The 17,631-nt window shown below is 70.9% G+C and carries 16 protein-coding genes and 1 riboswitch; of the genes, 12 read left to right on the forward strand and 4 right to left on the reverse strand.

Going from position 1 to position 17,631, the window contains the following annotated elements:
* Positions 1-8 precede the first annotated feature (8 nt).
* The 3 genes from QSK17_RS06255 to QSK17_RS06265 form a co-directional block, all read right to left on the reverse strand.
* The gene (locus QSK17_RS06255; protein ID WP_502889145.1) at positions 9-1,763 is read right to left on the reverse strand and encodes a DEDD exonuclease domain-containing protein; all 1,755 of its coding nucleotides are present in this window, start codon (positions 1,761-1,763) and stop codon (positions 9-11) included.
* Between the two features lie 79 nt (positions 1,764-1,842).
* A complete protein-coding gene (locus tag QSK17_RS06260; protein WP_285703478.1) occupies positions 1,843-2,403 on the reverse strand; it encodes a GNAT family N-acetyltransferase in 561 nt (186 codons plus the stop codon).
* Positions 2,404-2,407: 4 nt separating this feature from the next.
* Positions 2,408-2,641, reverse strand: coding sequence for a WXG100 family type VII secretion target (locus QSK17_RS06265; RefSeq protein ID WP_285703479.1), 234 nt, complete (start codon positions 2,639-2,641; stop codon positions 2,408-2,410).
* A gap of 62 nt (positions 2,642-2,703) precedes the next feature.
* On the opposite strand from QSK17_RS06265, the gene QSK17_RS06270 reads away from it, so the two are divergent.
* The 8 genes from QSK17_RS06270 (at position 2,704) to QSK17_RS06305 (ending at position 12,660) form a co-directional block, all read left to right on the forward strand.
* Entirely contained in the window at positions 2,704-4,116 is a 1,413-nt protein-coding gene (locus QSK17_RS06270; RefSeq protein WP_285703714.1) for an alpha/beta hydrolase, read from the forward strand.
* A 59-nt stretch (positions 4,117-4,175) separates the two neighbouring features.
* Positions 4,176-4,580 (forward strand): hypothetical protein, encoded by a 405-nt coding sequence (locus QSK17_RS06275; protein ID WP_285703480.1) that lies wholly within the window; start codon positions 4,176-4,178, stop codon positions 4,578-4,580.
* A 282-nt stretch (positions 4,581-4,862) separates the two neighbouring features.
* Complete coding sequence (locus QSK17_RS06280; RefSeq protein ID WP_285703481.1) at positions 4,863-6,179, forward strand: NYN domain-containing protein; 1,317 nt, start codon at positions 4,863-4,865, stop codon at positions 6,177-6,179.
* 125 nt (positions 6,180-6,304) lie between these two features.
* Positions 6,305-7,264, forward strand: coding sequence for a C40 family peptidase (locus QSK17_RS06285; RefSeq protein WP_285703482.1), 960 nt, complete (start codon positions 6,305-6,307; stop codon positions 7,262-7,264).
* Between the two features lie 829 nt (positions 7,265-8,093).
* A riboswitch (cyclic di-AMP (ydaO/yuaA leader) is annotated at positions 8,094-8,253 on the forward strand.
* Between the two features lie 121 nt (positions 8,254-8,374).
* Entirely contained in the window at positions 8,375-8,902 is a 528-nt protein-coding gene (locus tag QSK17_RS06290) for a C40 family peptidase (RefSeq protein ID WP_285703483.1), read from the forward strand.
* A gap of 258 nt (positions 8,903-9,160) precedes the next feature.
* Positions 9,161-10,054: a peptidase MA family metallohydrolase gene (locus QSK17_RS06295; protein ID WP_285703484.1), complete on the forward strand. Its 894-nt coding sequence runs from the start codon at positions 9,161-9,163 to the stop codon at positions 10,052-10,054.
* A 49-nt stretch (positions 10,055-10,103) separates the two neighbouring features.
* Complete coding sequence (locus QSK17_RS06300) at positions 10,104-11,396, forward strand: M48 family metallopeptidase (RefSeq protein ID WP_285703485.1); 1,293 nt, start codon at positions 10,104-10,106, stop codon at positions 11,394-11,396.
* Between the two features lie 40 nt (positions 11,397-11,436).
* A complete protein-coding gene (locus tag QSK17_RS06305) occupies positions 11,437-12,660 on the forward strand; it encodes a glycosyltransferase family 4 protein (protein WP_285703486.1) in 1,224 nt (407 codons plus the stop codon).
* Between the two features lie 28 nt (positions 12,661-12,688).
* Here the strand turns inward: QSK17_RS06305 and QSK17_RS06310 are convergent, their stop codons facing one another.
* Complete coding sequence (locus QSK17_RS06310) at positions 12,689-14,473, reverse strand: AMP-dependent synthetase/ligase (RefSeq protein WP_285703487.1); 1,785 nt, start codon at positions 14,471-14,473, stop codon at positions 12,689-12,691.
* A gap of 328 nt (positions 14,474-14,801) precedes the next feature.
* On the opposite strand from QSK17_RS06310, the gene QSK17_RS06315 reads away from it, so the two are divergent.
* Genes QSK17_RS06315 through QSK17_RS06330 form a run of 4 tightly spaced genes read left to right on the forward strand, consistent with a single transcriptional unit; the run spans position 14,802 to position 17,627 of the window.
* Positions 14,802-15,569 carry a metallophosphoesterase family protein gene (locus QSK17_RS06315; RefSeq protein ID WP_285703488.1) on the forward strand — a complete coding sequence of 256 codons (768 nt, stop codon included), beginning with the start codon at positions 14,802-14,804 and terminating at the stop codon, positions 15,567-15,569.
* 14 nt (positions 15,570-15,583) lie between these two features.
* A complete protein-coding gene (locus tag QSK17_RS06320) occupies positions 15,584-16,021 on the forward strand; it encodes an SRPBCC family protein (RefSeq protein ID WP_285703489.1) in 438 nt (145 codons plus the stop codon).
* Positions 16,018-17,178 carry an ArsA family ATPase gene (locus tag QSK17_RS06325; RefSeq protein ID WP_285703490.1) on the forward strand — a complete coding sequence of 387 codons (1,161 nt, stop codon included), beginning with the start codon at positions 16,018-16,020 and terminating at the stop codon, positions 17,176-17,178. The genes QSK17_RS06320 and QSK17_RS06325 overlap by 4 nt, the downstream gene beginning before the upstream one ends.
* Positions 17,175-17,627 carry a hypothetical protein gene (locus QSK17_RS06330; RefSeq protein ID WP_285703491.1) on the forward strand — a complete coding sequence of 151 codons (453 nt, stop codon included), beginning with the start codon at positions 17,175-17,177 and terminating at the stop codon, positions 17,625-17,627. Before QSK17_RS06325 ends, QSK17_RS06330 begins: the two co-directional genes overlap by 4 nt.
* Positions 17,628-17,631: the final 4 nt, after the last annotated feature.

A 17,631-nucleotide genomic window follows, 5' to 3' on the forward strand; every position in this document is an offset into this window, starting at 1 on the left:
ATCGTGGTTCATCGTAGGGGCTTGCCCTCGCGAGGCTGGTGCCTGGGCAGCCCCTGGTAGGCGCGTTCCATCCGGTCTCTGAGTCGGCCGGCGCCGTACGCGGGCAGGCTCCACGTCCCCTCCACCCGGACCAGGCGCACGCCGGGGGAGTCGAGCCAGCGCAGGACGCACTCGGTCTCCTCCGCGCTGGCGGCCGGAATGGGGCCGGGGCCGGGCCGCACGGTCTCCGCCGTGGCGACCAGGGCGTCGACGTAGGGGACGGGATGAGCGCCGCGCGGCATCACCCCCGCCGCCGCGAGCCGCCCGTGCCGCACCACGTGGATGTCCCAGCCGCCGTCGAAGGCGGGGCTGGCCGCCACCATCTGCGGGATCCCGGTGAGCGAGCGCAGCCGCTGCATGCGGGCCGCCGTGCGGACGTAGGCGGCGAGCCGGTCGCGGTCGACGGCGGCCTCCTCGTACCGCTGCTCGGCCGAGAGGCGGCGCATGCGCGCCTCGATCGCGGAGAAGACCACATCGGGATCCCGCTCCATCGCGTGCCGGGCACTTTCGACGTGCTGGGCGTAGTCGTCCTCGGTCTCGCGGCCCTCGCAGGGCGCCCCGCACCGGCCGAGCTCGGCCAGCGTGCACGCGGTGCGGCGGGTCCGCGCGGACAGCCGTTCCCTGCACTGGCGCAACGGGAGCGCTTCGTGCAGCGCCGCGCGGGCGTCGTCGGCCATGCGGCTGCTGGGGAACGGCCCGAGATAGGCGCCGTGGTCGTCCTTGATCTCCCGGACGACGCTGAGCCGGGGGAACGGCTCGTCGGTCAGCTTGAGCCAGACCACACGCTCGGGGAACCTGGACCGCTTGTTGTAGCGCGGTTTCGCCGCCGCGATCATGCGCAGCTCGTGGACCTCAGCCTCCAGGGCCGTCGCGCAGACGATCGTGCGGACGCTCTCGGCGATGCCGACCATCTCGCGCACGCGGGGCCGGGTCTCGCTCGCCGTGAAGTAGCTCCGGACGCGGTTGCGCAGGTTCGAGCTCTTCCCGATGTAGAGCGCCTCGCCCTTGGCGTCCTCGAAGACGTACACCCCCGGGGCACTGGGCACGGACTGCGCCAGGTGGCGCTTGCGCTGCTGCTCCGGGGACGGCGCCCGGACGAAGGAGCGCAGGTCCTCCAGGGTGTGCACGCCGTACGACCCGACCCGGCCGATCAGGCCGTGCAGCACGTCGACGGTCGCCCTGGCGTCGGCGAGCGCCCGGTGGTGGGGCTCGGTGGCGCTGCGGAACAGCCGCGCGAGGGTGGACAGCTTGCAGTTGGGCGTCTCGTCCCGGGTGAGGACCCGCCGGGCGAGGTCGGCGGTGTCCACCACCGGGTTAACGGGCGGCGGGTAGCCCGCGGCGGCACACGCGGCCTTGAGGAACGACATGTCGAAGGGCGCGTTGTGCGCGACCAGCGCGGCGCCGGTGATGAACTCCAGGAAGCTGGGAACCACCTCGGGCATCTTCGGCGCGGCCACGACCATGGCGTCCGTGATGCCGGTGAGGACGGAGATGAACGGCGGGATCGGGCCGCCCGGGTCGACCAGCGTGGCGAACTCGCCGAGCACCTCGCCGCCGCGCACCTTGACCGCGCCGATCTCGGTGATCGCGTGCTCGGCGGCCGCCCCGCCCGTGGTCTCCAGGTCGAAGACCACGAACGTCACGTCCTGGAGGGGAGTGCCGAGCTCGTCGAGAGTGCCCTGTACCGCTTCCACGCGCTCGACCTTAGAGACGGTCACCGACATTCCCGGCGGCGGAGCCCCGAGTAGCGCGCGTTCGCGGCTACGCCGCGGAGTTCACGCTGTGGGGTTTATGCCACGGAGTTCATGCCGCGGGGTTCCACTCCCGCTGGAGCATTCCGTAGACCAGCTCATCGCTCCACTCGCCCTTGAACAGCTCGTTCTCCACGAAGTGGGCCTCGCGCCGCATGCCGAGCCGCTCCATCAGCCTGGCCGAGGGGGTGTTGCGAGCGTCGCAGCGGCCGTAGATCCGGTGCAGGCCGAGATCGTCGAAGCCGAGGCGCAGGACCTCCCGGGACGCCTCGGTGGCGAGTCCCCGTCCGTGGTAGGCGGGGTGGAAGACGAAACCGATCTCGCCCTGGCGGTGCTCGGGGCTCCGCCAGAACAGGGAGAGGTCGCCGATCAGCGCGCCGGTCTCGCGCAGCTCGACGGCGATGTTGAGGGTGCCGCCCTCCTCGCGCAGGACCGCCAGCCCGACCTTGGTCTCCAGGGCCGCCTTGGTCTCGTCACGCGTACGCGCGTCCCAGTAGAGGTATCGGGCGACGTCGGGGCGCGAATGGAAGGAGTGCAGCGCGTCGAGGTCGTCCATGGTGAAGGGGCGGAGCAGCAGCCGGGGAGTTTCGATGGGATACGACGGGTTCAGCACGCGATCATCCTATTGGGGGTGCGGCCGGCCCGTTCGCCTCCCGTTCCAGCCTGGCGGCGACGCTCAGCAGATCCTCGGAGAACTGGTGCAGCATGCGGCGCCAGCAGTGGAGCTCCTGGTCGAAGCGTTCCGCGGCGGGGCCGGTCCAGCGCGGGAACCCGCGCAGCGCCGTCACCGGATCCAGCAGGTCGTCGAACCGGGGAGCCGCCCTGCGCATCGCGTCACTCTCGAACGTCACGCCGCAAGCCTGGCAGAAGTGAGCACGCAGCGTGACCGATGGCCTACGATCCGCTGGTGACCATGCTGTGGTTGGCCGATGCGCCGTCTCTGCGCGCGCTCGCCGCACGCCTGGACGATGTGTCGGGAGGACTGGCGCCGCGAGTGAGCGCCGGGCTGTCCCCGCTGTTCAGCACCGACCAGGTGTCGCGCTATCCCGAACTGGCGCACTACGCCGGTCGGCTGCGGTCGCTCCGTCAGTGGTGCGAGGCGACGTCGGCGGACTTGCGGCGCAGAGCCGCGATCGCCGAGCAGGCCGACGCGGTGGCCCTCGACCCGGTGGAGCCGCCGGCCGTCAGGAGTGCGCTGATCGCCGCCGCCTCTGGCACGGGCGACGCGGCGCTGTCCGAGCTCCGGCTGCTGCTCGCCGCCGATGGAGCTGGGCCCGGCCGTGACGGGAAGGTGGCCGCGTTCTTCGCCGCGCTCCCTCCCGACGCCGCGCTCGCGGTGGCCCTCGCCGGCGCCGCGCTGGTCGGCCCGCTCGGCGGCGTGCCGTACGACCTGCGCTACGCGGCGAACCGGCTCCTCATCCGGCAGGCCCGCGCCGAGGCCGGCGCCCTGTGGCTCACCGACCGGGTCGCCCTGTACTCCCGGCTGCTCGAACCGCGCGAGGTGCGGACCGTGCGCGACGGGCGGGTCGTGTCCGAGAAGCTGCCCAGGCAGTTCCTGCTGTTCGACCCCTCCGGGCAGGGACGTGTCGCGGAGGTGTTCGGCGACCTCGACACGGCGACGTCGGTCGCCGTCACGGTGCCCGGCACCGGGAACAACCTCGGCACCTACGGCGACGGCCCCGGCGCGAACGCGCGGGCCCTGCACGATTTCGCCGAACGCTTCTCCGGGGGAAGGTCGGCGACGATCGCCTGGATGGGCTGCGACCTGCCGCAGTCGCTTCCGCAGGCCACCTGGACGTCCTATGCCGAGGCCGGCGGGCCGATGCTCCGCGACTTCGTGACCGGCCTGCGCCTCAGCGCGGACGTCCGTGCGACCCTGGTCGGTCACTCGTACGGCAGCACGGTGACCGGGCACGCCGTGAGCGCGGGTCTGCGGCCCGGCAGCCTCGTCGCCGTCGCCAGCCCGGGGTGGGGGGTCTACTCCGCCGATGACCTGCACGCCCCTGGCACCCGCATGTACGCCCTCCGGCATCCCCATGACGCGATCAGCGTCGCTCCCGTCCTGTCGGCGGTCTCCAAGGCCGGGCTGCTGGGCCTGCTGGCCACGCCCTGGGCGGGTCACGGGCAGGACCCGATCCTCCTCGCCGGTGTCACACGCCTCGCCACCGGTACGGACGGCGACCTGGTGCAGCTGGGCCTCGACATCGACGCCCACGGCGACTACTTCACCACCTCCGGCCCCACAACTCTGTCCATCAGCAACATCGCTCGAGTGATCCTGGGCAAGCGGCCGATTACTTTCTTAGAGGCGAGAGCGTCGCGGTGATATATCGGACTTTCCTCATCGGATCGTTGACCATAGTCCTCGGAGCGGGAGGGTGCGCTGTGAGCCAAAGCTCAGACGAGCCGCGCATCGCGCAAGCGCTACGCGAACTGACCGGGGCGCTGGCGGAAACGATCGAGGTGAGTGGACTTGACGCCGAGCCGACCGCACAGCGGGCGCTATGGCCATGTGAGGACGCGGGAAAGCGTGCCTTCACGATCAGTTATGACGTGATCGTTCCTGATCCGCATCGGGTGGTGAATGCCGTTGTCGACCATTGGCGGCAGCGGCGCTTCACGGTTCAGGTCGATCGTTCACGGGATCACAGCCAGCCGGAGGCAATAGTCAAATCCCGAATCTTTGAACTGTCAGTACATGGATTTCCCGACCGGAGTTCTGTCTGGGTGCGCGGTAACACGGTTTGTTTGCCGGGGGAGGTTCCGGAGGACTGGCGGGACGTCCGGTAGGCGTCCCCCGGGATGAGCGGGAGCGTACGCGTCGACCCGTCCATCTGCTCGGCCCGTTCATCTGCTCGGCCCGTCGTTCTGTGGGGCCGTCCTGAGTCCGTATCGCAACCAAGCGGTCGGTCGGACTCCGTTAACCTCAGCGTTTCGTGCATCGTACGGAGCCGCCGTGATGCCACGAGAGAGCTCCCGAGGGGGCGGCCGCCGAGGCAGGAGCGCCGCGCGACCCGGTCAGGTGCGCGACAGCCGTACCCTTTAAACAGGACAAGGATGAGGAGCAAGCGGATGAGTTCAGCCGGAGAGGGCCTGTCTCGTCCGCTGCCGGAGCAGGTGCGCTTACACGTGGTGGAGCTCGCGGCTCAGGTTCTGGGCTCCATGCCCGCCGCCGCGGTCCCGCCTCAGTTGCGCGGCATCGCCAAGTTCGACCCGCGTAAGCGCGCCCGCCTTGGCAGCGCGCCGATCGCCACCCTACTTGAGACGGACAAGGAGTTTCGCGAGACCGTCGCGGAGACGCTCCGGTCCGCCTGGCCCGACCTGGTCGCCGGGCTCGCCGAAGGCGTGGTTCCGGCCGCCGCCGAGCCGGTGATCGTCGCCGCCGCGGCGTACCTCACCCGGCCTCCGGGCTGGCCGGAGCTGGTCGAGCGCGCGCGTGAGGACCTGGAGCAGGCCACGTCGGCCGAGGCGGGACGGGACCAGGTGGAGTCCCGGCTCCGCGAGCAGCTCGCCGCCCAGCGGACGGCCGCCAAGGAGGAGGTCGAGCGTTTCCGTGAACAGGTCAGGGTGGCCCGCGCGGAGAACGCCGACCTGCGGCGCAGGCTGCACGACGCGCGCGAGCGGTCCAAGGTGGCCGAGCGCAGGGCGGCCGAGCTGGAGGCCGAGACCGCCGACGCCAGAGCCAAGGTGGCGAACGCCAGCGGCGCGGCCGAAACCGAGATCCGCAGGCTGAAGGAGCGTCTCGCGGACGTGGAGCGGCACCTGGAGGCGAGCCGCCGCGCCGCCCGGGAGGGACGCAGCGTGGAGGACGCCCGCATCCGGGTGCTCATGGACGCGTTGCAGGACGCCGCTGCCGGGCTGCGCAAGGAGCTGGCCCTGCCCACGGTGATCAGCAGACCGGCCGACTACGTGTCCGCCGTGGTCCCGGGTGCGCCGAGCGTGCGGGCGGTGCCCGCCAGGGCGCTCGCCGACGACGACCCGCAGTTGTTGGACCAGCTGCTGGCCATCCCGAACCTGCACGTCATCATCGACGGCTACAACGTCACCAAGACGGGTTATCCGTCGCTCACGCTGGCGGACCAGCGGTCGCGGCTCCTCACCGGTCTGGGCGGCCTCGCCGTACAGGCCAGGGTTGAGGTCACCTGCGTCTTCGACGGCGCGGAACTCAACGGGCCGGTCCAGGTCTCGGCGCCGCGCGGGGTCCGGGTGATGTTCAGCGCCCCCGGCCAGATCGCCGACGATCTCATCCGGCAACTGGTCAAGGCGGAGCCCTCCGGCCGCGCCATCGCCGTGGTCTCCTCTGACCGGGAGGTCGCGGATTCGGTACGCCGGATGGGGGCGCGGCCGGTGCCCTCGCTGCTGTTGCTCCGCCGTCTCGGCCGTGCCTGATCACTGAGCGCTCCATTCTGGTTGCCATAGGTGATGATCGGGTCGAATACCTGCGAATCGGTTGAATCGTCATGATCGCCTGAGTAAAGTCGCGCCCCAGGTTTATCTATGGCAAGGGGGCCTGAGTGCGAGGGCGTGTATCGGTGGCCGTCGGCTTGGCAGCTGTGGCGCTGCTGCTGCCTGTGACTGGCGCGCAGGCCGATCCCAAGCCGACGATCGCGGAGGCCAAGGCCAAGCTGAAGAAGCTCAACGAGCAGGCCGACAAGGTCGTGGACCAGTACAACGCGGCCAACGAGAAGTGGAAGAAGGCCAAGAAGCAGTACTCCACGATCAACGCCAGCTACGCGAAGCAGGCCGGCGAGGTCGAGGAACTGCGCGAGGGCCTGGTGACGGTCGCCTCCAGCACGTACCAGACCGGTGACGTCATCTCCATGGGGCTGTTCTACAACGCGAACCCCGACGCCATGCTCAGCGGTCTCGCCGCGCTCGACCAGCTCTCCCAAGGGCGCGCCAGGCGGCTCGACGAGTACAAGAGCGCCATCGCCGGCCTCAAGCGGCAGCGCGACCAGAAGAAGGGCGTCTTCGACGAGGCGACCAAGGTCAAGGCCGACCTTCTCAAGCAGAAGAAGGAGGCCGACGACCTCGTCAAGGAGCAGACCGAGCTGCTGCGCCGCCTGGGGGCGTACAACCCCGGTAACCCCAACAGCGCGGGTGTCACCTACTCGGGTGCCGCCTCCGGCAACGCGCTCGCCGCGCTCCAGTTCGCCTACCGGCAGATCGGCAAGCCGTACCGCTACGGCGCGACAGGGCCGGGCTCGTGGGACTGCTCGGGGTTCGTGCAGGCGGCGTGGTCGGCCGGTGGAGTGTCGCTCCCGCGTACGAGCTACGAGCAGTGGGCCTGGGGGGCGAGCCGCAGGGTGCCGCTCAGCGCTCTTCAGGCCGGCGACCTGCTCTGGCACAGCGGCTACGGGCACGTGGGCATCTACGCCGGTGACGGCAAGGTCGTCCACGCGCCCCAGACCGGCGACGTGGTGAAGGTCGTCACGCTCGCCCAGTACAACGCCATCGGCGCCGTACGCCCCTGATGCCCGCCGCCGGAGCGCCGGCGACCCCTCGGTAGCGGGACACCCGTCGTCGGTGTCCCGCGCCGCAAATCCAGGAGCTGTCCAGGCGCTGCTTCGTGTCAGCGACCAGCCGTTGTCATCGCGCCCTGCGCCTGGCAGCCGTCGCCGCGCCGCGTACTCAGACGCACCGATCGTCCCGGGCGGACGCTCCGACCGTGTGGTCCTCGTGGTCCTCGCTGTGTCCAAACGTGCCGTTGTGAGCCGCTGTACGGCTACCTGAGGCGCATATCGAGTCCAGGGGAACAAAAGGGCTCGGCTCCGTCGCGTACGGCCGCCTCTCGCGAAAAGGGCATGCCCTACCCCGATAAAGAGCGGGATCATCCGACGTATCTGTAGTCCCCGGCCGTATCGCGACGATTCGCCGCCGTGGCTGATCATGATTTCGACCGCCCTGTGGCCCATCCTGCGGAAGCGGTATATGTGACAACTTTCACACTAAGGCGCCGCTGATCATGCCTTCTTGTGATCTCTCCGCGCTAATCGCGATCACCACTATTGATCTACCAATCACTGCGTCTCGTGGTGTAAAAGTGGCGAATTTGGGCGCTGTTTCGCAATGTGTGACTAGAGTCACATTTTGCTACGGAATGCGCCGTGTATGCAGGAATTTCGCTTTGCCGGATCATTTATTCGATCTTTATTTCTTGGTGGTGGCTTTGCCGACCTATGGCACGAATCGGTAACTTCTGGGCCGCGGCGAGCACTCCAATGCCGTCGCCACGAACGCCGGTGTCGTGCCGCGTTCGTGCCGATCATCCGTCGTCGTCACCCGCTTCGTGATCCCCCCGGGTACGGCGACCTGCCGAGTCCGTGCAGTCAGGAGGCACGGAGCCGGGGACCCAAACGACCTTCATTCGAAGGTCCGGGGTGAATCGGCGCATCGCGCGCCGTAGGGCGACTTCCCCGCCCGAATCCGTCAGCTAACCCGGTAGGCGCAAGCGGAAGACCATAGGAGCGATCCTGTCTATCACCCCTGCACGCCTGTCCCGCCTTGCCCGCGTCACCCTGGGTGGCGTCGCGATCACCGCCTCCGTAGGGGCCGCCGGAGTCCAGCCGGCCTCGGCCGACCCCGTGACGGACGGTCTGGCGGCGGAAACGGTAACCACGACGGCCACGACGACGGCCACGACGGCGGCCACCACGGCGGCCACGACGGCGGCCACCACGGAAACCGCCGTCACGACGGCGGCCACGGCCTCGGCGACCACACTCCGGCAGTCCAAGGCCGAACGGCAGAGGACCAAGGCGGAGAAGGCCGTCGAGGTGGCCAAGAAGCACATCGGCGACCCGTACCAATGGGGAGCCACCGGACCGGGCGCGTTCGACTGCTCGGGCCTGGTCCAGTACGCCTGGCGGAAGGCGGGCGTGACGATCCCCCGGACGACCTGGTCACAGCAGAGCGAAGTCAAGAAGAAGGTCTCCTGGAACAACCTCAAGCCGGGTGACCTGATCTTCACCAGCGGCGGCGGCCACGTGGGCATGTACGTCGGCAAAGGCAAGATGATCCACTCGCCGCACACCGGCGCGCGGGTGCGGATCGACAAGCTCGACCAGTACCGCAAGAGCACCTTCGTCGGCGCCGTCCGTCCCGGAGCCTAGCCCCGGCAACCCCCCGCCCCCGGCAACCCCCAGCCGGGTGTGTCCGGCATCGGACCCCCACCCCCCCGAACCCCCCACCCCCCGAACCCCCCACCCCCCGAACCCCCCAGCCGGCGTGCCCGGCATCGAACCCCACCCGGGCGCGCCCGGGCCGACCACCCCGGCCGGGTGCGGTTCGACTCAGGCACGCCGTACGGCCCCGCCTCTCGTCCAGAGGGGCGGGGCCGCGGCATGTCCGGAGGCTCGTACGATTTCGGCATGCGTGCTGTGGCCCGCCTCACGGCGGCGGTGGTGGTCGTGGGGGCGGTGGCGGCCCTGCCCGCCGACGCGCCGCCGGACCGGGCGCTGGCCACGGCGCGGGCGGTCATGCGCGAGCATCCCGAGATGTGGATCGGGGCGTCGATCGCCAGGGGAGAGCACGCCGTCGTCATCGAAGGACGGGCGGCGGCCGGATCGGGGACCGCTTCCCACTCCCTCTCCGTGCCCGGCTCCCGGCCCGTGGCGCGACCCGCGACCGTTCACGTCGCCGGGCTGGCCGCCGTGGCCGACTCCGCCCGCCGTACGGTCGCCCGGGTATGGGGACCGGTGGACGCGGTGATCCTCGTTCCGGCGACCGACGAGCAGGCCGCTGTGCTCGCCTCGCCCTCCGGGGTGACGGGCCTCGCCGCCCTGGCCGACGTCGATCACGTCGTCATCGCGCCCTCCGGGTTCGCCCGGCTCTCCGAGACCGGCCGGCGCGTCGTGCTCGCCCACGAGCTGACACACGTCGCCACCGGGGCCGCGGTCGCCGGGAACATGCCGGCCTGGCTGGTGGAAGGCTTCGCCGACTACGTCGGATACCTCGGCAGCGGCCTGACCGTCCGCGCCGTCGCGGCGGAGCTGGCCGCCGAGGTCCGCGCCGGTGCGGTCCCCGCGGCGCTGCCCGGCCGCGAGGCGTTCCGTCCCGGCTCGCCACGGCTTCCGCAGGCGTACGAGGAGGCGTGGCTGGCCTGCCGATACGTCGCCGAGCGGTACGGGGAACGCGCGCTGGTGGCCTTCTACCGCGCGGCCCGCGACCATGATCTCGCCACGGCGCTGGTAGAAACGTTAGACACCGACCTCCCGGAGCTCACCACGGCCTGGCGAGGGTACCTGCGGAGCGAGCTCGCCTGACGCGCCGCCCGCGAGAGACCACCGGGGGACTGTGAAGGAGTGATGGGGGATGCCACGAAGTGATGTCGCCGACTGGTCGGACGCCGGCGCGGGAACCGGGACCCGGGCGGCGGGGATCGCGCTGGCGGTCCTGGGAGCTGTCCTGGCGGGAGTCGTCGCCCTCACGACCCCGTGGAACCCCCTCGGCCCGGGGGCTCCGGACGTGCCCGCCGACCCCGCGCGGGACTTCACCACCGCCCAGATCGCCCGCGCCGACGCGTTCGACGCCGCGACCTCGCTTCCCGGCTACCTGTCGCTCGCGCTGACCCTGGTCATCGCGGGCGTGCTCGTCCTCACCCCGGTCGGCGCCCGGCTGATCGGACGGCTCAAGGGGCCGTGGTGGGTCAGGGCGATGCTCGGCGTGCTCGGCGTCTATGTCGTCTCGCTGCTGCTGAGATGGCCGCTCGGGATGTGGATGGAGTCCGTGCTGCGGGACTACGGCCTGTCCACCCAGACCTGGGGCACCTGGACCGCCGACCGGCTGAAGAACTTCGGCCTGCAGATCGTGCTCTCCGGTGTCGCCGTGCTGGTGATCGTCGCCCTCGCGCGGAAGTGGCCGCGCACCTGGTGGATCCCCGCGTCCCTGGGTGCCTTCGCGCTGACCGTCGTGTTGTCCTTCGCCTACCCGGTCGTGGTCGAGCCGATGTTCAACACGTTCACGCCGCTGCCCGCCGGGCAACTGCGCACCGACCTGCTCGCGATGGCCGAGAAGGACGGCGTCCCCGTCAAGGACGTGCTGGTCGCCGACGCCTCCCGCCGCACCACCGCGCTCAACGCGTACGTCTCTGGGTTCGGGGCGACCCGCCGGATCGTCGTCTACGACACGCTGGTCCGCCAGCCGGCCGACGAGGTCGAGCTGATCGTCGCGCACGAACTGGGCCACGCCAAGAAAGACGACGTCCTCTACGGCACGCTGGTGGGCGCGCTCGGCGCCGCGGCGGGGACCTGCCTGCTGTTCCTCGCCGTCCAGGCGCTGCGCCGGCGGGCGGGCGTGTCCTCCGCGGGCGATCCCCGGGCCGTCGGCCTGCTCATCGGGCTCATCTCCCTCGGCACCGTGCTGTCCGGACCCGCGCAGAACGTGGTGAGCCGGCAGATCGAGGCCCGCGCCGACGCGCACGCGCTCGACCTCACCCGGGACCCGTCCACGTTCGTGGCGATGCAGAAGAGCCTGGCGCTGCGCAACATCTCGGATCTCTCACCGAACGCCCTGGAGTACGTGCTGTACGCCTCGCACCCCTCGACCGCGGAGCGCATCGCCATGGCCAGGTCGTGGGCCGGGCGGGCCGGCCTGCCGCGGCCGTGACCGCGCGATCATGAAGAGCGGCGGGCCAGGAGGAGCGGCCGTGGACAGGACGCTGTTCGTCACCAACGACTTCCCGCCCAGGGCCGGAGGAATCCAGGCGTTCGTCCACGGGATCGCCTCCCGTCTCGACCCGGCCTCGGTCGTGGTCTACGCCCCGCGTTGGAAGGGCTGCGAGGCCTTCGACGCGCGGCAGCCGTACGAGGTGGTGCGACATCCGACGTCGCTGATGCTGCCCACCCGGCAGGTGGCGCGCCGGGCCGCCGAGCTGGCGCGGGACTGCCGCGCCGTCGTCTTCGGCGCCGCGGCCCCGCTCGGCCTGCTCGCGCCCGTGCTGCGCGACGCCGGAGCCAGGCGGGTGGTGATGCTGACGCACGGCCACGAGGCGTCGTGGGCCCGGCTGCCGATCGCCCGCGACGTCCTGAGGCGCATCGGCGAGGGCGCGGACGTGGTGACCTACCTCGGCGGATACACGCGCCGCCACCTCGCGCCGCACATCGCCGACACCCGGCTCGTACGGCTCGCGCCTGGCGTGGACACCACGGTCTTCCACCCCGGCGCGGGCGGAGCGGAGGTCAGGAAGTCCCTGGGGCTCGGCGGGCGGCCCGTGGTCGTCTGCGTCTCACGGCTGGTGCCGCGCAAGGGGCAGGACATCCTGGTCCGCGCGTGGCCGCTGGTCCGGGCGCGGGTCCCCGACGCGGTTCTGCTGCTGGTCGGGGGCGGTCCCTCGCGCGGCGCGCTGCGGCGGATGGCGGACAGGAGCGGGCTGCGGGACTCCGTGCTGTTCACCGGTTCCGTGCCCTGGTCCGCTTTGCCGTCGTACTACGACGCGGGTGACGTCTTCGCCATGCCGTGCCGTACCCGCCTGGGCGGGCTGGACGTCGAGGGGCTCGGCATCGTCTACCTGGAGGCGTCGGCGACCGGCCTTCCCGTCGTCGCGGGCGCGTCCGGAGGCGCCCCCGACGCCGTACGGCACGGCGAGACGGGCCTGGTGGTCGACGGCACGTCGCACGAGGAGGTGGCGGCCGCGCTCGTCGAGCTGCTGAGCGACCCCGCGCGCGCCCGCGCGATGGGGGAGCGGGGCAGGGCGTGGATCGAGGAGGAGTGGCGCTGGGACCTCGTCGCCGCCCGGTTCTCCGCGCTGCTCGCGCCGGAGTCGGCTGGGTTCTCCGCGCCGCTCGCGCCGGAGTCGGCAGGGGAGGAGCCGGCGGCCCCGTCCCGGGATCGCGTGATCCCGGGGGGAGGCGGGCAGGAGGCGCAGCCGTAGGGCCGGCCCGTGAAGCCGGCCCGCGGGGTCATCCGTACAGCTCGTCGATCTGCTTGGCGAAGTCCTGCGCCACGACGTGACGCTTGATCGACTGCTTCGGCGTCACGTGGCCGCTCTCCTCGCTCAGGTCGATGTCGAGGATGTGGAACTTCTTGATCTGCTCGGCCTTGGAGACGGAGACGTTGGCGTTGTCCACGGCCTGCTGCACCTCGGCCACGACGGCCGGGTCGGTGCAGAGTTCGGCCATCGTGGCGCCGGTCCGCCCGTTGGCCTCCTTCCACTGCTCCATGGCCTCGTGGTCGAGGGTGACCAGCGCGGCGACGAACGGCCGGTCGTCGCCGACCACCATCACCTGGCTGACCAGCCGGTGTGCCCGGATGCTGTCCTCGAGCGGGCCCGGCGCGACGTTCTTGCCGGCCGCGGTGACGAGGATCTCCTTCTTCCTGCCGGTGATGCGCAGGTAGCCGTCCTTGTCGAGCTCTCCGACGTCGCCGGTGTGGAACCAGCCCTGCGGGTCGATGGCCTCCTTGGTGGCCCGCTCGTTGTTCCAGTAGCCGCCGAACACGTGGCGGCCCTTGACCAGGATCTCGCCGTCGTCGGCGATGCCGATCGTGACGCCGGGGAACGGCTTGCCCACGGTCCCGACCTTGTTGGCGCCCGGGATGTTGACGGTCGAGGGGGCGCTCGTCTCGGTGAGGCCCCAGCCCTCGAACACCTCGATGCCGACGCCGCGGAAGAAGTGGCCGAGCCGCTCGCCGAGGGCGGAGCCGCCGGAGACGGCCGCGCTCAGCGCGCCGCCGGTCGCCGCCCGCAGCTTGCCGTACACGAGCTTGTCGAAGAGGGCGTGCTTGAGGCGGAGACCGAGGGAGGCTCCGCCGGAGCTCTCCGCCTTGCTCCATTCGATCGCCACGCCTACGGCGGTGTGGAAGATCTTCCCCTTGCCCTCGGAGGTGGCCTTGAGCTCGGCGGCGTTGTAGACCTTTTCGAACACCCGGGGCACGCCGAGCAGGAAGGTCGGCTTGAACGTCTGCAGGTCCGGGGCGACGTTCTTCATGTTGGGCGTGTGCCCGATCACGGTGGCCGTCTCGATGAGGACGATCTGGATGATCCTCGCGAAGCTGTGCGCGAGCGGCAGGAACAGCAGTGCGGCCCGGTCCCGCACGTCGAACAGCAGCTCCAACGGTCCCTGTGCCACGTTCCGCGCGGTGAACAGCAGGTTGTCGTGGGAGAGCACGCACCCCTTGGGCCGGCCCGTTGTGCCGGACGTGTAGATGATCGTCGCGAGGTCGTGGCCGCCCCGCGCGGACCGCCGCTCGGCCAGCGTGTCATTGGAGACGTCGGCGCCGAGCCGGATCAGCTCCTCCAGCCCGCCGTCCTCCAGGCGCCAGATCGAGGCGAGGTCGGGCGCGGCCTCTTTGACCGCCTTCTCGTGCGACTCCTGCTCGACGAAGGCGCTCTTGGCGCCGCTGTCAGAGATGATCCACTTCACCTGCTCCACGGAGGAGGTCTCGTAGATCGGCACCCCCACCGCGCCCGCGGCCCAGATGGCGTAGTCGACGACGGTCCACTCGTAACGCGTACGCGACATGAGCGCCACCCGGTCACCGGGCTCGACTCCCGCGGCGATCAGGCCCTTGGCGACGCCCGCGACCTGGTCGCGGAACTCGCGCGCGGTCACCGGGACCCAGGCGTCACCGTCCTTGCGGCGGATCACCACGGCGTCCGGATCGTCGACACCGCGCTGGAACACCGTGTCAGTGCAGTTCGCGGACAACGGGACGTCCACCAGCACGGGAACGCTGTACTCGCGCACGGTTACTCCTTCTGGTGCGCTCCTGTGGTCTCCTCAATCGAGGCTGGAGCGGGAATCGGCTTCACCGGACGCTACCGCGCGAAGTTACGCGTGGGTAGATCCGTCACCCAGGCGTTATCTGGGCATTCGCACGCTATCAGGGGGGCTGTGCCGGGCCTTTGCCCAGCACGTTCCGTGAATGAGTCGCGCCCCGCTCCTTACCGTGCCGCCGCCCGGTCCGGCCGCCGGGGGGCGAAGAAGCATTCCGGGAGTCGAACAGGCGTTAAGGAGAGACGAGCCCCGGGGCGCGTCCGAGGGCCGGTATTGCGCCGGTATTACGATGACCCGCATGCGGGTCCATGTCGTCAGTGACGTCCACGGCCGGGCCGATGCCCTGGCGCGGGCGGGCGACGGCGCCGACGCCCTCGTGTGCCTGGGCGACCTCATCCTCTTCGTCGACTACGCCGACCACTCCCGCGGGATCTTCGCCGACCTGTTCGGGCGCGAGAACGCCGCCGCGTTCATCGGCCTGCGCACCGCAGGCCGGTTCGACGAGGCGCGGGCCATGTCGGCCCGGCTGTGGTCCACGCTCGACGGCGATCCCCGTGACCACATCGAGGCCGCGGTGCGCCGCCAGTACGCCGAGATCTTCCAGGCGATGCCGGCGCCCGCCTACATGACGTACGGCAACGTCGACATCCCGCGCCTGTGGCCGGAGTTCGTCCGGCCCGGTCACCTCGTCCTCGACGGGAGCACCGCCGAGATCGGCGGCCTGACCTTCGGGTTCGTCGGCGGGGGCCTGCGCACTCCGTACCGCACGCCGTACGAGATCGACGACGAGGAGTACGCGCGCAAGGTCGCGGCGGTGGGGGAGGTGGACGTGCTGTGCTGCCACATCCCGCCCGCGATCCCCGAGCTGCTCTATGATGTGGTCGCCCGCCGGCTGGAACGCGGCAGTGAGGCCACGCTCGAGGCGATCAGGAGGACGCAGCCGAGATACGCCCTGTTCGGCCACGTTCACCAGCCCCTGGTGAGCAGGACGCGCGTGGGCCGGACCGAATGCGTCAACGTCGGTCATTTCCGCGGGCGCGGCACGCCTTTCGCCCTGGAATGGTGAAGTACGGTTAGCCCATGGCTGATCGAACCACGTCGAGCATCACGATCGGCGCCGACCGGGCGTCGATCATGACCGTGATCGCCGACTTCCCCGCCTATCCCGAGTGGGCCGGCCAGGTGAAGTCCGCGAGCGTCCTGGACACGGGGGCGGAGGGCCGCCCCTCACGGGTCCGGTTCGTCCTCGACGCGGGAGTGATCAGCGACGACTACGTCCTCGGCTACGACTGGTCGAACGACGCCGCCGTCAGCTGGCACGTCGTCGAGGCCGGGAAGATGGTCTCCGGCCTGAACGGCAGCTACCGCCTCGCCGAGACGGCCGGCGGCACCGAGGTGACGTACGAGCTCGCCGTGGATCTCAAGGTGCCGATGATCGGCATGATCAAGCGCAAGGCCGAGAAGGTCATCATCGACACCGCGCTCAAGGGGCTCAAGAAGCGCGTCGAAGGCCGATGAGGGTCCTCCTCTTCACGGGGAAGGGCGGGGTCGGCAAGACCACCGCGGCGGCGGCGACCGCGACCCTCGCCGCGGAACGCGGCCTGAAGACGCTGGTCGTCTCCACGGACACCGCCCACTCGCTCGCCGACGCGCTGGCCGCGCCCCCGTCACGGGAGCCGGTCGAGGTCGCGCCGGGACTGCACCTCCAGCAGGTCGACACCCAGAAGGCACTCGAACGCCACTGGGGCGAGCTGCGGGGATACGCCAAGAACGTGCTTCAGGAACTCGGCCTGGACGAGATCACCTCCGAGGAGATCACCGTCATGCCCGGCGCCGAGGAGATCATCGCGCTCCTGGAACTACGCGAGCAGGCCCGCACCGGCCGCTGGGACGTGATCGTGGTCGACTGCGCGCCGACCGCGGAGACGCTGCGGCTGCTAGCCCTACCGGAGGCCCTCGACTGGCACGTCAGCCGGCTGCTCCCGACCGCCCGGCGGGTGCTGCGCGCCGTCTCCCCGGTGATCAGGCACGTCGCCAAGGTGACCGCTCCCGAAGGCGCCGTCATATCGGCGGGCGAGCGGCTGCACCGCGGCCTGATGGAAGTCCGCGACCTGCTGACCGGCGACAACGCCTCGGTCCGCCTCGTGCTCACCCCCGAGGCCGTGGTCGTCGCCGAGGCCCGGCGCACGCTCACCTCGCTCAGCCTGTACGGCTACCGCGTCGACGCCGTCATCGCCAACCGGGTCTTCCCCGCCGAGGACGCCGACGACTGGCGGCGCGGCTGGGTCGAGGCGCAGGCCAGGCAGCTGGCGGAGATCCACCAGTCGTTCGCACCCTTGCCGATCCACACCGTGCCGTACCTTCCCACCGAGCCGGTCGGCCCGCGCGCCCTGGCGGAGGTGGCCGCCGAGCTGTACGGCACGGTCGACCCGTTCGCCCCTCCCGCCGCCGAGCCGCCGATGAGCGTCGGGGCCGACGAGCTGGTGCTGGCCCTGCCGCTGGCCGACAAGGAGGCCGTCGATCTCGCCCGCAAGGGGGAGGACCTGATCGTCACGGCGGGCTCCTACCGCCGGGTGATCGCACTTCCCTCGGCCCTGGCCCGCAGGGGGATCTCCACCGCGGTGCTCCGGGACGGGCGCCTCCGGGTACGGTTCGAGACAGGAGGGGCGAAATGACGGAGAACAACGACAGCAACGGCACCAACGGCTCCCCCCGTCAGGACCCGCTCGGGTCGGCGGCGGAGGAGGCCATGAAGCTCTTCGACGCCCTGCAGCGGCGCGTCGGTCGCGAGCTGGGCAAGGGCTTCGTGAAGGGCGGCATGAGCGGGCTCGGCGGTGCCTTCGGCGGCGGCTCCGGCGGCGCTTTCGGAGAGGGTCGCGCCGACGACGTGTGGGGAGAGGCCGTCGCCGGGCATGACCACGATGAGTACATCTGCCGGGCCTGCCCGGTCTGCCGGGTGATCGCCGCGGGCAAGGAGTCCGGCGGCGACGTGACCGACCACCTGATCGCGGCGGGCGGCGAGCTGGTCGCCGCGCTGCGCCAGGCCGTGGACGCCCTGCAGCAGCGCACGGCCCCGGCGAAGCGGCCGGAAGAGCCGCACGTAGAGCACATCGACCTGGGCTGACAGA

This window comes from Microtetraspora sp. NBRC 16547 (genome assembly GCF_030268965.1).
In the GTDB taxonomy this organism is placed as follows: Bacteria; Actinomycetota; Actinomycetes; order Streptosporangiales; family Streptosporangiaceae; genus Microtetraspora.

Bases quoted from the DNA above. Each gene is read 5' to 3' on its own strand.
- QSK17_RS06330 (WP_285703491.1), top strand. From the start codon at position 17,175: ATGACGGAGAACAACGACAGCAACGGCACCAACGGCTCCCCCCGTCAG.
- QSK17_RS06295 (WP_285703484.1), top strand. From the start codon at position 9,161: ATGCGTGCTGTGGCCCGCCTCACGGCGGCGGTGGTGGTCGTGGGGGCG.
- QSK17_RS06300 (WP_285703485.1), top strand. From the start codon at position 10,104: ATGCCACGAAGTGATGTCGCCGACTGGTCGGACGCCGGCGCGGGAACC.
- QSK17_RS06325 (WP_285703490.1), top strand. From the start codon at position 16,018: ATGAGGGTCCTCCTCTTCACGGGGAAGGGCGGGGTCGGCAAGACCACC.
- QSK17_RS06270 (WP_285703714.1), top strand. From the start codon at position 2,704: ATGCTGTGGTTGGCCGATGCGCCGTCTCTGCGCGCGCTCGCCGCACGC.
- QSK17_RS06255 (WP_502889145.1), bottom strand. From the start codon at position 1,763: ATGTCGGTGACCGTCTCTAAGGTCGAGCGCGTGGAAGCGGTACAGGGC.
- QSK17_RS06280 (WP_285703481.1), top strand. From the start codon at position 4,863: ATGAGTTCAGCCGGAGAGGGCCTGTCTCGTCCGCTGCCGGAGCAGGTG.
- QSK17_RS06315 (WP_285703488.1), top strand. From the start codon at position 14,802: ATGCGGGTCCATGTCGTCAGTGACGTCCACGGCCGGGCCGATGCCCTG.
- QSK17_RS06320 (WP_285703489.1), top strand. From the start codon at position 15,584: ATGGCTGATCGAACCACGTCGAGCATCACGATCGGCGCCGACCGGGCG.